Origin of the sequence: Actinoplanes sp. OR16 (assembly GCF_004001265.1) — a bacterium.
Taxonomy (GTDB): Bacteria; Actinomycetota; Actinomycetes; order Mycobacteriales; family Micromonosporaceae; genus Actinoplanes.
On the sequence record NZ_AP019371.1, the window covers coordinates 6,498,355 to 6,511,417 of the forward strand.

The 13,063-nt window shown below is 72.6% G+C and carries 9 protein-coding genes; 1 reads left to right on the top strand and 8 read right to left on the bottom strand.

What is annotated here, in order from left to right; translation table 11 throughout:
* Positions 1 to 13: 13 nt before the first annotated feature.
* The 3 genes from EP757_RS29700 to EP757_RS29710 are packed head-to-tail and all read right to left on the bottom strand — an operon-like array spanning position 14 to position 6,133.
* Entirely contained in the window at positions 14 to 2,650 is a 2,637-nt protein-coding gene (locus EP757_RS29700) for a LuxR family transcriptional regulator (RefSeq protein ID WP_127551574.1), read from the bottom strand.
* Positions 2,647 to 3,570, bottom strand: coding sequence for an alpha/beta hydrolase (locus EP757_RS29705; protein ID WP_232050723.1), 924 nt, complete (start codon positions 3,568 to 3,570; stop codon positions 2,647 to 2,649). Before EP757_RS29705 ends, EP757_RS29700 begins: the two co-directional genes overlap by 4 nt.
* Positions 3,563 to 6,133: a LuxR family transcriptional regulator gene (locus tag EP757_RS29710; protein WP_160165918.1), complete on the bottom strand. Its 2,571-nt coding sequence runs from the start codon at positions 6,131 to 6,133 to the stop codon at positions 3,563 to 3,565. Before EP757_RS29710 ends, EP757_RS29705 begins: the two co-directional genes overlap by 8 nt.
* A gap of 257 nt (positions 6,134 to 6,390) precedes the next feature.
* On the opposite strand from EP757_RS29710, the gene EP757_RS29715 reads away from it, so the two are divergent.
* Complete coding sequence (locus EP757_RS29715) at positions 6,391 to 6,897, top strand: hypothetical protein (RefSeq protein WP_127551580.1); 507 nt, start codon at positions 6,391 to 6,393, stop codon at positions 6,895 to 6,897.
* Between the two features lie 90 nt (positions 6,898 to 6,987).
* Here EP757_RS29715 and EP757_RS29720 read toward each other — a convergent pair whose 3' ends face one another.
* The 5 genes from EP757_RS29720 to EP757_RS29740 form a co-directional block, all read right to left on the bottom strand.
* Positions 6,988 to 10,242, bottom strand: a complete 3,255-nt coding sequence (locus EP757_RS29720) for a LamG-like jellyroll fold domain-containing protein (protein ID WP_127551582.1) — start codon at positions 10,240 to 10,242, stop codon at positions 6,988 to 6,990.
* 87 nt (positions 10,243 to 10,329) lie between these two features.
* The gene (locus EP757_RS29725; RefSeq protein WP_127551584.1) at positions 10,330 to 10,821 is read right to left on the bottom strand and encodes a GNAT family N-acetyltransferase; all 492 of its coding nucleotides are present in this window, start codon (positions 10,819 to 10,821) and stop codon (positions 10,330 to 10,332) included.
* Positions 10,818 to 11,831 carry a zinc-binding dehydrogenase gene (locus EP757_RS29730; protein WP_127551586.1) on the bottom strand — a complete coding sequence of 338 codons (1,014 nt, stop codon included), beginning with the start codon at positions 11,829 to 11,831 and terminating at the stop codon, positions 10,818 to 10,820. Before EP757_RS29730 ends, EP757_RS29725 begins: the two co-directional genes overlap by 4 nt.
* Entirely contained in the window at positions 11,828 to 12,190 is a 363-nt protein-coding gene (locus tag EP757_RS29735) for a hypothetical protein (protein WP_127551588.1), read from the bottom strand. The genes EP757_RS29730 and EP757_RS29735 overlap by 4 nt, the downstream gene beginning before the upstream one ends.
* Positions 12,187 to 13,050, bottom strand: a complete 864-nt coding sequence (locus EP757_RS29740; protein ID WP_127551590.1) for an extradiol ring-cleavage dioxygenase — start codon at positions 13,048 to 13,050, stop codon at positions 12,187 to 12,189. Before EP757_RS29740 ends, EP757_RS29735 begins: the two co-directional genes overlap by 4 nt.
* Positions 13,051 to 13,063 lie beyond the last annotated feature (13 nt).

Sequence of the window (13,063 nt, forward strand, 5' to 3'; positions counted from 1 at the left end):
GTCGTCTGGCGAACTACTGCATCACGAGCGGCAATTGGGAGCGGCGATGCACACCCAGGATGGGGTACGCCCTGCTGAGGTGGATACCGACGGTCCGCGCCGACAACCCGAGTCGCGTCGCGATCTGCGGGTTCGTCAGCCCCTGAGCCGCCAGGGTCACCACCTGACGCTGCTGAGGGGTGAGCCCGGCGGCGCCGGATCGCGCGGGCGGGGCGGCGGCCGCCAGTTCCGCTTCGGCGCGTTCCTGCCAGGCGGTCAGCCCGGCGGCGGCGAAGACGTCCCGCGCCGCAGCGAGCAGAGGCCGCGACTCGGCGGGCCGCTGCCGGCGCCGCAGCCACTCCGCGTAGTCCATCCGCGTCATCGCCCGCTCGATCGCCCACACCTCGCTGCCCGGGTCGGCGAGCGCCAGCCGGAAATGCGTCTCGGCGCTCTCGTCCGGCCCGGCCAGCAGCGCGAGCGCCCGGTTGTGGATCGCCGTCGCCCGCACCGAACGCAGAGCGGTGATCCGGGGCAGGGCATCGAGGATCATCTGTCGTACGTCGTCCGCGCGCCCGAGAACGACGGCCACCCGTGCCAGGTCCGCCAGTCCCAGGTCGGAGACGCGGTGGTGGACGGGGCGGCCGTCCGGGTGGAACAGCCGCCGCAGCCGCCGGAAGGCCAGCTCGTGCCGTCCGCGCATACCGGCGATCAGGCCCTGCGCCCGCACCAGCCGCAGATCGTGCGCCGCCTGGTCGGAGGGGCGCAGCTCGGACCGGGCCTCCCGGACCGCCTCCTGCGCCGAGGGATCCTCCCGCAGGGTGGCCACCGAGGCGATCACTGCCAGCGCGCCCGCCCGGAGATCGGCGAGCAGGCCGTCGGCCCCGGGGGCGACCGCGTCCAGGACCAGTGCGGCGTGGGTGAGCGCCGGTGACAGTTCCCCGGCGTCGTACCGGGCCCCGGCCAGCCCGCAATGGGCGATCGGCACGTGCAGCGAGCCCGGCGAGATGAGCTCCGCCGACCGCGCCATGTACCGGATCGCCGCCGGCGTGTCATGCCGTGCCAGCGCGATCGTGCCGAGCACCATCTCCCGCTGATCCGGGCTCATCGGGTCACGCCGCGCCGCCCTGGTGTTCTGGTGCAGCATCCGCTCGGCTTCCCCGTCCGGATCGGCGTCCTCCACGATCGCCCGCGCCCACACACCGACGATCGGCGCCGTGATCGGCCGCCCGAAGGTTTCCCGGACCGCCGCCCGCGACTCGTCGTCGCCGCGCAGCCAGGCCCGCAGCAGCAGGGGGGCGATCTCCGGTACTTCGACCGGCTCGGCGCCCGCGCCGACCGGTGAACCGGCCGTGGAAGTCTTCGGGTGGCCTGCCGCCGGCGTGATGGGGGAGCCGGCCACTGCGGTGATGGGGGAGCCGGCCGTGGTGGCGATCGGCTGGGCCTCGTCGCCGGCAACGGCGGTGAGCTGGGCGGCCCAGGGTTCCTCGCCGGCCAGGTGGGCGCTGTAGGCGGCGCGCTGCCCCCGCGATCGTGCGTCGGCTACGGTGGTGCTGAGGCGGGCGGCCAGGCCGAGCGCGTAGGCCGAGGCTCGCAGCCGGCCGCCGGCCAGCAGTTCGGTGCCGGCGCGGTCGAGGGCTCGGGCCGTGTCGTCGTCCGGGGCGGGTTCGGCTCGTGCCGTATGCCAGGCCCGGGCCGGGTCGCTGACCGGGAGCATCGCCGCGAGCTGGTGCCGCGCGTCCCGGCAGTCCGCGTGGCCGGCGCGGGCGATCACCGCGGCGCGGACCACCGGGTGGGTGAACCGCCGCCGTCGCCCGGGTCGCAGCACGCCGTCGCTGACCAGCCAGTCCCAGACCTCCGGCGACACCAGGACTCCGAGGGCGGTGGCGGTGCCGGCGCCCGGTGTCTCCGCGGCGAAGGCCGCCAGCAGCGCGGCCCGCATCCGTACCGGATCCAGCGCGTCGACGGCCGGCGCCAGAGCACGCCGCAGCCGCGGAGGGACGGGCAACTCGGTCGTCGTCGGCGTCACGGCCGGGCCGGCGGCGAGGTTCCGCGCCAGTTCGACGAGGGCGAGGGGATTGCCCGCCGCCTGTGCGAGCACGAGCCGGGTGCCGGGATGCCGGCCGATGCCGGACATGTCGCCCAGCAGGGCAGCGGCCTGTGCGGGGCGGAGACGATGCAGATCGATTTCGTACGGGGTCAGCGCGGTCACCGGCCCGCCGGACGAGGCGAGGATCCGCGCCGAGCGCTGCCCGAGGATCGCGTCCCGGGACAGTTCGTCGAGCCGATCGATGTCATCGACACACCACAGCAGAGGACCGGTCGCGGACAGCCGTTCCGCGACGGCGGCAACCGCCTCCTGATCGAAACCGCCGGAGAGCCGGGCGAGGGAGGCCGGCAGGGTTCCGGCTTGCCGGCGCACCGGTTCGAGGAGCCGTTGCAGCCCCGCCCCGGGCAGGCGCCGGTCGCCCGGGAGCGCCGCCACGGCCAGGACCGTGGTCCCCGCGGCGGCCTGCCGCCGGGCGATCTCGGCGAGCAGAGCCGAGCGTCCGGTACCGCGCCCGCCCCGGACCAGCACGTCACGACCTTCGCCGAGGGCACGCGCCGCCGAGGAGAGCTCACGATCGCGCCCTACCAGCCCGGGGCGTGGATGTGGAGGGCGCGGGACGGTCATGCGGCCTCCGACGAGGTGGGGAGGGGCAAGCCGAAAGCGGTCCGCAGGTGGTCGGTCACCTGGCCGAGGGCGGCGGCGGCGGCCGGTGTCCAGCGGAGGGCGTCGAGGACGGCGAAGTCGTGGACGGTGCCGAGGTAGCGGGCCGCGGTGACCGGGACGCCCGCTGATCGCAACCGGTCGCCGAAGCGTTCGGCGGCGTCGCGGGTGGGGTCTGCCTCGGCGGTGATCAGCAGGGTGGGTGGGAGGCCTGCCACGTCGACGGCCGCGAGCGGGTCGGTGTAGGAGGCGGCGCGCGGCGCATAGCGGGAGATCAGGTGCCGGACGTCGGTGAGGCGCAGCACCGCGCCGGTGGCGTACTCCCGGGCCGACGCGTCGCCCGGTGCGGGCAGGCCGAGGGGGTAGAGCAGCACCAGGGCGCGGGCGGCAGTGCGCTCGGACAGGGCCAGCGAGGCCGTCATGGTCGCTCCGGCGCAGTCGCCGACCAGGGCAATACGGTGCGGGTCGATGAGCGGGGCTTCCGACCGTACCCAATCAAGAACGTCCTTGAGCTGGGAGATGGCGACCGGATAGCGCGCCTCGGGAACGCGCGTGTAGGCCGGCATCACCACGGTGGCGCCGGTCTCCCGGCACATCCGGGTGGCGAGGCGATGATGCGTGGACCATCCGCCGGTGAGCCAGCCGCCGCCGTGCGCGTACAGGACGGCGGGGCGGCGCACGGGCGGGCCGGCCGGCGTGACCACGTGGACGCGCACCGGGCCGTGCGTGCCGGGTACCTCGGCGATCCGGTGCTCCACACCGGGCGCGCCGGCCGGGGGCGCCTGGATCAGCCGTAGCGCACGCCGGGCGTCGTCCGGCCCGATGCCGTAGAGGAAGGGCGGCAGGCGCGACCCTTCCGCCAGCCGGCGGACCGCCTCATCCATTTCGGTCACGACGTCCATCGTGGCGGCCACCGGCCGGGGCGTCGTCTGTCAGATGACTGCGCAGCAGGTCGGCGAGCTGCGTCCGGTTCGTGACGCCGAGCAGCGGGAACATCCGGTAGAGGTGGGAGCCGACGGTCCGCGGCGACAGGAACAGCCGTCCGGCGATCTCACGGTTGGTGAGTCCGGCGGCGGCGAGGCGGGCGATCTGCTCCTGCTGGGCGCTGAGCGGGGCGAATGGGTTCGCGCGGACGGTGGCGGTCTCGGCACGGAGCTCGCCGCGTACCCGGGAGGCCCAGCCCGCCGCGTCCAGCCTCTCGAAGGTGTCCAGCGCGTCGACGAGCACCTCGCCGGCCCGGCGTGGCTGCGCGGACCGGCGCAGGCGATCGGCCAGCTCGACCGCGAGGACGGCCTGCTCGAACGGCCGCCGCCGGGTGTCGTCGCCGGTCACGAGCGCGGTCAGCTGCTCGGCGGCGGCTGCCGGGTCGGGATCGGACAGGGCTGCCGCGGCTGCCACCCGGGTACGCAGGCGTGTCGAGAGCCGGCGACCCGCGAACCGCTCGGTCAGCTCGGCGGACAGCCGCGTGGCTCGCGGACCCTGCCCGGTGTGCTGCGCCGCGGCGGCCAGATCGGGCAGCAGGAGCAGCTCCCAGAAGTGGGTGCCGGTGATCGCCGCACTGAGCAGGGCGAACGCGTGATCGTGTTCGCCCGCCGCGGCGGCCGCCTGTGCCTGCGCCTGGGCCACCCGGACGGTGAGGGCGGGCAGCCTCCAGTCGTCGGAGTGGCCGAGCAGGTCGGCGGCGGCCTCCCGGCGTCCCCGGCTCAGGGCGATCACGCCGAGCTGGGCGTAGGTGGTGCTGCGCATCAGCGTCGCCTCGACGGTGACCGGTGAGGTCAGCAGCGGCACCAGCATCTGCTCGGCCTCCACCCAGCGGCCGAGGTCGACGAGGGCCCAGCCGGCCGCGCGCGGCGCGGAGAGGTAGACGCCGGTGGCGGTGCCGGCCAGCAGCGCCGTGACAGCGGGCTCCAGCAGGCGCAACGCGTGTTCCGGCTCGTCGAGCAGCATCGCGGCGGCACCGATGGCCGCTTCGCCGGGGGCCGGCGTCGCGAGCACGGCCTCCCGGACGCTGTCGCTGGGTGCGACGACCGACAGCGGGAACAGGGTGTCCGGCTCGGCGGTGGGCGGCAGCACCTCGCGCAGCGCCGCCGACAGCGGGCCCTCGCCGAGCAGGAAGGCCGGGAGACCGGCGGTGCTGACCAGTTGCGGGCTGCGGACCGGATCGGGCGCCGACCGCAGCGCCGAGGTGAGCAGATCGGACGCGTCCTGCAGGCGGCCCCGCATGGTGCACAGCCACGACGACAGCGCGGCCAGGGTGATCGGCAGCTCGGGCTGCGTCTCCAGGGAGATCGCCTGCCGGGCCCGGTCCACGATCTCGCCGGCCCAGCGCACCCGGCCCACCCCGGCGGCCCGTCCCGCCGCCTCCAGCAGCACCGGCGCCTGCCGGGACGGCGGGGAGAGCGTGGCGGCCCGTTCGAGCAGGCCGACGGCGGTGACGGCGTCGAGCCGCCGGGCGGCGTCGACGAGTTCGGCGGCGAGTTCCGGGTCGGTGCCCGCGGAGGCGGCGGCCCGGTGCCAGAGGGCGCGCGGGGCGTCGGCCACCGCGGCGAGCGCCCGGTGAGCCCGGTCGGTGGCGTCCGGACCGGCGATCTCGGCGACGCTCTGCTCGACGAGCGGGTGGGTGAAGCGCACGGTCCCGTCGGCGACCACGACGAGCCCGGCCTCCTCGGCCGGCTGCCAGGCGGCCAGGGTGGCGTCCGGGTCGGCGCGGGTGATCGTCGCCAGGTCGCGTTCGCCGGCGGCGGCCAGGGTCAGCGCGCGGAGGGTGCGTCCGGGAAGGTCGCGGACCCGGCGGTCGAAGGCCCGGGTGGCGCCCGGCGCGAACTCGCGCAGCGCGAGGGGGTTCCCGCCGGCCCGGCGCAGCAGGTCGAGACGGTCGGCGCCCTCCGGCGCGCCGGGCAGCCGGTCCAGCAGGCGGGCCGCCTCCCGCGCGGACAGCGGCGGCACCGGGATCAGCGGGATCAGGTCGGCGAGCTCGGCCGGCACCCGTTCGGTCCGGGCCGCGAACAGCGCCACCACCGGCATCTGTCCCCAGGTGATCACGGCGGCGAGCGTGAGCAGCAGGTCGAGCGTGGGGGCGTCGATGCGGTCGACGTCGTCGGCGATCAGCACCACGGGCAGGTCGGTGGCGCGAGCGGCGAGCTCGGCACAGACGGCGGAGCGCAACGCGAGCGGGTCAGCGGCGTCGGCCTTCTCGACCTCACCCAGGAGGGTACGCAGGCCCGCATAGGGCTTGCCGTCTCCCACGCCGGAGACCCGGGCGACCGGATGACCCCGCTCGGCAGCCGCCCCGGCGAACGCGTCGACGAGCGTGCTCTTCCCGATCCCGGCCGGCCCGGCGAGCAGGGCGATCCTCGTCTCCGGCCGGTCCGCGTCCAGGATCGCGGTGAGTTCCGCCCACACCCCGGCCCGGCCGATCAGCCCCGGTGCGTCGCCTTCCTGTTCCACGACCCCAGTCTGATCACCGGAACCGGTGGAGCTGAACTCAGAGTGATGCGGCGTACAGGCGGGCCGGCTCCACCCGTGAACCGATGTCCGGTTTCGTGGACGCGTGCCGCAAATGCGTGTGGCAGCGAGAGGCGGGGGGACGCGCCCAGCGTGCCGCGGAGCCGGATCCCGGCCGGCCCCGCGATAGTGGTGATCTCCAGTTTCCGTTCCGTGCCGCCCGCCCCACATCACTCACTCGTACGACCTACGATCCACTCATGACCGTCGATCAAGAGCAGGCCGGGCCCCGGACGGGAGCCGCGATCGGGGTGGTGGTGGCGGTTCTCGCCGCCGTCGGTATCGGTCTGCTGCTCCGCGATCCGATCGTCCTGATGGCCCGCTCGGCGTCCGGCGGCTCGGGGGCGGGCATGGCGGCGGCCGGCTGGCTGGTGGCGGTGGCGCCGTTCGTCGCACTCGGGTCCGGGCTGCGGCGGACCGGCCGGTCGCGGATCCTCTGCGGAGCACTGGCGGCCCTGTTCGGCGGGGTGCTGTTCTGGTTCGTGCCGCTGAGCAGCCGCTACATCGCCGGGGTGGTGAGCGGGCCGGGTGGCGCCGGTTTCATCACCGGACTGCACTGGGGGCTGGCGACCGTCGGGGTGGCTGCCCTGGCGACGCCGTTCGTGCTCGCCATCGCCCGCCCGTCGGACCGGGGACAGACGATCGTCTTCCTCGCGGCGGCGGGCGGTTTCGTGACACTGTCCGCCGCCGTGCTCCAGGCCTGGTGAGGCCGCACCGGCCGGCCGCCGTGCTCCAGGCCCGGTGAGCGGTGCCGGCGGGCCTGGTGAGCGCGGACCGCACCCACCAGGCCCGGACGGTCAGCGAGTCCCGGCCGCGTGCAGGGCCGCCACCTCCGCGTCGGTGAGGGCCCGGCCGACGGCATGGACCTCGTCGACGGCGCCTGACCAGTAGTCCGTCCTGGTGCCGGCGTACTTCGCCCGGCCCACCGAGAACGGGCCGGTACTGACCACGTCCGGTCCGGCCGGCACGGCGGCGACCCGCTCACCGTCGACGTAGAGGCGGATCTCCCCGGAGGCGTGGTCGCGGACGCCGGCCAGGTGGTACCAGCGGTTCAGCTCCGGAGTCGTCACCAGCCGGGCCCGGTTGCCGCCGGGAGTGCTGAAGGCGAAGGCGCCCTGGCCGTACTGGAGGTAGAAGGGGTTCTCCCGGGCCCGGCCGTCCTGGCTGACCGCGGTGGCGTAGTTGCCGGGCAACGCGGAGAGGGTCACCCACGCCGACACCGTGTAGTCCTTCGTGGTGTCCAGGACCGGCGCCGCGGTGTCGGCCGAGTCGCCGTCACCGTCGAACGCCAGGGCGGAACCGCTGACTCCGTCCACCCAGGACGTGCCGCCGGTCAGGGTGAGGGCGGGGGACTGCGCGACGGTGCCGCCGCCCTCGTCCAGGGCCCAGTCGCCGCGACCGGGGAACGTCGCGTCGTCCGCCGCCGTCGCGCCGGCCGCGATGACCGCGAGGTTGACCTTCCGTACCGCCGCGGGGTCGACCTTGATCTCCCGGCGGTCGTAGGTCCAGAGGCCGTTCAGCTCGGTCTCCAGGTCGGTGATCTGGGTGTAGACCGATCCGGAGAGCTCCGCGCCGGCGCCTTCCAGGTAGAACCGCGTCGTGTTCTCCACGTAGCGGAGAGTGAGCGCGGCCTTGTCGGCGACACCGCTGTAGATCACCGCGGGCGGTCCGGGCCACATGTGACCGGGAGTGCGCAGCGTGAAGCCGCCGTGCTCGCCGTCCATGGCGATGCGGGTGGCGTCCGGGTAGGGCGGGTCGGTGTTGGTGTAGTCGTGGTGGTCGATGACGTCGCCCTTGCCGGAGTCGCCCTTCGACGCGCAGCAGTTGACGCCGCTGTGCGCGTTGAGGATCCGGGACGGGTCGAGCGCCTTGATCTCCTCGGCGATCCGGCCGGTGGCGGTACGGTCCCACTCGCCCCAGCCCTCGTTGAAGACGATCCAGCCGATGATCGACGGGTGGCCGTGCAGCTGCCGCATCATCTCCTTGCCCTGACCGAGGAACGCCTCCTGCCCGGCCGCGGAGGTGATGTCCGCCGACACGAAGTCCTGCCAGACGAGCAGGCCGAGCTCGTCGGCGTGCCGGTACCAGCGGGCCGGTTCCACCTTGATGTGCTTGCGGACCGCGTTGAAGCCGAGCTTCTTCGTCTCCACCAGGTCGAATCGCAGCGCCGCGTCGCTCGGCGGGGTGTACAGGCCGTCCGGCCAGAAGCCCTGGTCCAGCGTCGCCAGGGAGAAGATCGGCTTGCCGTTGAGGACGAGCTTGGGGAACCCGCCGACGTTCGCGACCTTCACCTCGCGCAGCCCGAAATAGCTCCGGACCCGGTCGCCGCCCAGTTCGACATCGAGGTCATAGAGGTACGGGTCGTCGGGGCTCCACAGGTGAGGCCGTTCGATCTTCACGCGCAGGCCGGTGTTCGCGGGTCCGGTCGCCGAGCCCACTTTCCGCCCCTTCGCGTCGCGCGCGACGACTTTCACGGTCTGGTTGGTGGCCGCCGTGGCCTCGACGAGAACCGATGCGCTCGCGACGTCAGGCGTACTGATGATGTCGTTGATCGAAATCGGACTCACAGGCTCCAGCCAGACCGTCTGCCAGATGCCCGACGACGGCTCGTAGACGATGCCGCCCGGGGTGAGCGACTGCTTGCCCTTGGGCTGATCCGGACCGGTCAGATCGGTGACACCGACGATGATCTCCTGCTGGCCGCTCCCAGTGAGGGCGTCGGTGATGTCGGCGGTGAACGCGGTGTAGCCGCCAATGTGCTCGGTGACCAGCGTGCCGTTCACCCAGACCCTGGCCCGGTAGTCGACGGCGCCGAAGTTCAGCTTGATCCGCTTGCCGCGCCAGCCGCCCGGGACGGTGACCAGCCTGCGGTAGAACATGTGCTCCTCGCGCCGTTCGATACCGGACAGCTGAGACTCGACCGGGTACGGCACGACGATCTTCTCGGGGAGGCGGGCGCCGAACACCGGCTGCGCGTTCGCCGCCGCCCCGGTGAACTCCCACGGGCCGTTCAGATTCAGCCAGTCCCTGCGGATCAGTTGCGGGCGCGGGTATTCGGGCAGCGGGCGGTTCTCGTCGACCCTGTCGCCCCACGGGGTGGTGAGCCGGTGTTCGGACGTGTTCGTTGCCGAGCGAATGATCTGCGGAACCGTCTCGCCGCCGACGATGAGGCCACCGCTGCCGTCGTAGTTGACGCGGACCCTCTGGCCCTTCTGAACCTTGGCGCCGAGGGTGATGACGATCGTGGAGCCGTCGCGGCGGCCGCCATCGCCACCGGCCACCCGCTCGCCTGCCGCGATCGTGGAGCGGCCGTGGCCGCCATCAGCGCCGGCGACCCCCCTTCCTGCCGCGATCTTGGAAGACTTCACGGGGAAGGGGGTGGTGTCGACTTCGACCTTGAGGTGGTCGTTGAGGTGGCCCAGTGCGTCGACGGTGGAGTCGAAGTCGGCGATCAGGGTCTTTCCGTCCGGATTTATCGTGAAATCAGCGGGGAAGACCTGGAATCCGGGCGGCGGAGTGAACGCGGACTCCGGCACGATCTGCTTCTCCAGGCCGGCGCCCGACCAGCGCAGGAAGAGGTTCGCGCCGCCGACATCCTGGAACATCTCCATCCGTATGGCGTGCGCCTCACCGGCGACGAGGTGCACCGGAACACTGGTCTGCTCCACGTCCCAGTCGCCCACCCAGTGATCGATCACCGGCCGGTCATCGATGAAGAACCGGAACCCGTTGTCCCCGACCAGGGAGAACGTGTAGTCCCCGGTGGCCGGCGCGGTGATGCTGCCGGTCCAGCGAGCCGTGGTGTGCTCGGTCCGGCCGGTCAGCTCCTGGAACGTCCCGGCCAGCCCGGGCAGGTCGATGTTCGGGTCGAGCACGATGCCGCCGAGCTCGGCGAAGTCGCGGGCCCCAGGCGCCGACATCCGGAAATACTCGCCCTTGAGCCCGTGCACGACGGCGGGTCCGGCCGCCGTGGCCGTGCTCGTGGGCGCCACCAGCGTGGACAGGGTGAGCAGTAGAGCGAGGAGAAGTGGTCGCAGAGGCGATCGTGGCATCGAGTGTTTCCCTTCGATCAACGACGCGTTGCTAACACACTTAAGTATTTACATGTCTGATGTCAACGAAATCGAACCGTTCCGGACTTAATCGCTCGTCTCGGTCCGGTACGGGGTGAGACCGCGGGCCCGGTAGTTCGGCAGGGCGTTCGGATGGTCCTGCGTGGAGGTGTGCAGCCAGACGCGCTTCACGACGGGAAGCAGCGTCCAGGCCTTCTCCAGGCCGAGGGTGAGCGCGTATCCGCCGAGGCGGCGGCCGGTGAACGCCGGCGTGAGGCCGAACGTCTCGATCTCCACCTCGTCGCCGGGCTGCGGCTGGTAGGCGACCATGCCGGCCGGGGCGCCCTCGAAGGTGACCGCCCAGTGCTGGCGGTCCGGGTTCCGGCCCCGGCGCTCCGCCCACTGTTCCGGGGTGCGGGTGGCGCTGCCCCATCCGAAGGGGGCGCCGATCTCGACCTGCAGGCTGATGACCAGGGGATCGCCGGCGTCCAGCAGCTCCAGGGCCAGGCCTGACACGGGCGCGGCGGGCCTGAGCTGGTCACGGGCGGTCATCTCGAGATAGGTCACGATCTTAGTCATGCGTCGACGATAGACAGGACCACCCTTCCCCGCGTCTTGCCGACGACCTGGCGCGTCCACGCCTCGGCCACCTCGGCGAACGGCACCACCTCGTGCTTCACGGTGAGCCGGCCCGCCGTCGCGTGCGCGGCGATCTCGGTGATCAGCCGCGCACGTTCCTCGGTGGTCAGCGCGTTGTTGGTGTACCCGGCGACCCGCAGCGAACCGCCGCGCAACGTGGCCGAGTCGATCGGCGCGGTAGCCGACGCGGACGAGCCCAGATTGACCAGCGTCCCACCGGGACGCAGCACCCGCAGCGCAGCCGCCGCGGCGATCCCGAACACCGGATCGATCACCAGATCGACCGGCCCGTCGGCGACGTCACGCAGACAGTCCGCCAGCCCGGTCTCCGAATCATCAGGCAGCAGCGGCACCGTGGCAGCGGCACCCAGCTGCTCGGCGTGCGCGAGGGCCTCGGGCGACCGCGCCACGGCGATCACCCGCCGGGCGCCTCCGAGCAGCGCCAGCTGAATGGCCGCCTGCCCCACGACCCCACCAGCCCCGAGGACGAGAACCTGCTTACCGACGTCACCACCCGCTTGCCCCGTCGCGGAGCCGGGAGTGGCGTTGGTGAGTGGTCCGGCCACGTGCAGGGCTGCCTGGGCGGCGACCGCTGACAGGCCGAGCGCGGCTGTCAGGGGCACGGGCGCGTCCACGGGGAGGGGCACGATGTCGTGAGCGGGGACCGCGACCACCGATGCCATGCTGCCGTCGCCGGGGCGCATGCCGGCTGAGGTGGCGAACCAGACCGGGCGGCCGTCCGGCAGGCAGCCGACGCCCTGGACACCGGGAACGTAGGGCGTCGCCGGCTCACCGAAGTAGCTGGTACCCGAGGCGCAGAGCACGTCGAGCGGCGTGATCGGGGCGGCGGCCACGCGCACCAGCACCTCGCCCGGTCCGAGGGGCGGCAGCGGGCGGCTCTCGATCACGGGTGGCCGGCCGCAGATGCGCAGGACCGCGGCGTCGATCACGTGGTGATGTCCGGGTAGGGGAGCGCGAAGGCGGCGAGCGCTGCCCCGTACGCCTTCTGGTATTCCAGGGGTGATGTGTTGTCCCGCTCGAACATCGCGATGAAGAGCGTCAGCGTGAGGAACGGATGCGAGCCCAGCTCGAACAGTTTCACGTGATCGTGTGAGATCAATGCCTCCCGCTCCTCGGCAGAGAACGAAAGCCAGGTGCTCGCCTCGCCGCTGTGGCAGTTCAGCAGCGAGTTCGCCATCGACGACTCCCACCATTCCACCAGATCGCGGGGATCCTCGCGATACCGCTCGACAAGCGACGGGTCCCGGTCGACGGTGAACAGGAACTTGTTCAGCAAGTACTTGCTCATGCCGGCGCTCCGTTCGGGTACCAGGTGAAATAGGCCTCCATCGTGTGGAACAGGTCGAGCGTGTCGACGTAGTCGGCCTTCGCGCCGGCACCGGCCACACCCATCATCAGCATGAAATCCATGAATCCGTGGGTGGCGTTCCCGGGCGTGTGCAGGCTGTCCAGGGTGACTTCGCGCAGGCAGCCGTCGAGGTCGCCGTTCGCGATCCACTCCACGGCGCGAGCGTCGAAGAGTGGGTCCGGGCCGTGCGGGCCGAACTGCCTCGGCCCACCGAGCTCCAGCGAGAGGTGACCGGTTCCGATCACGGCGACGCGCAGGTGCGACGGCCACTGCTCGATGATCTCCCGCACCGCCGAGCCGAGCTGCACGAAGCGCATGGGCTGGGGCAGCGGCGGCGCGAAGATGTTCGTGTAGATCGGCACGATCGGCAGGTCGGCTTCCGGCCGCAGCGTGATGATCGGGCAGGTGATGCTGTGGTCGATCCGCAGCTCGTTGCTGAACGCCAGGTCGAAGCCGGCGTCCAGGCCGGACCGCAGGATGTGCGACGACAGTTCCTCGTGGCCGGCGAGCCGCATTCGCGGGAGGCCGAACTCGCGCTCCTCGTTGTACCAGTTCGCGTCGTAGAACGGCGCCTTCCCGACCAGGAACTGCGGCATGTTGTCGAGCCACAACTGGTGGAAGTGATCAGAGCCGACCATCACCAGCACGTCCGGGTTGGCGCGGGTGAGCGTCTCCCGGAACGCGAGGATCTTGCGGGTCCATTCGTCGGCGAACGGCGGCCGATCGTCACCGGTGGCGGTGCTGGCGCGATAGTAGAAGGGGTGATGCGTCGAGGCGATGACCGCGACGATGCTGGCCATTGCTGTCCTCCCG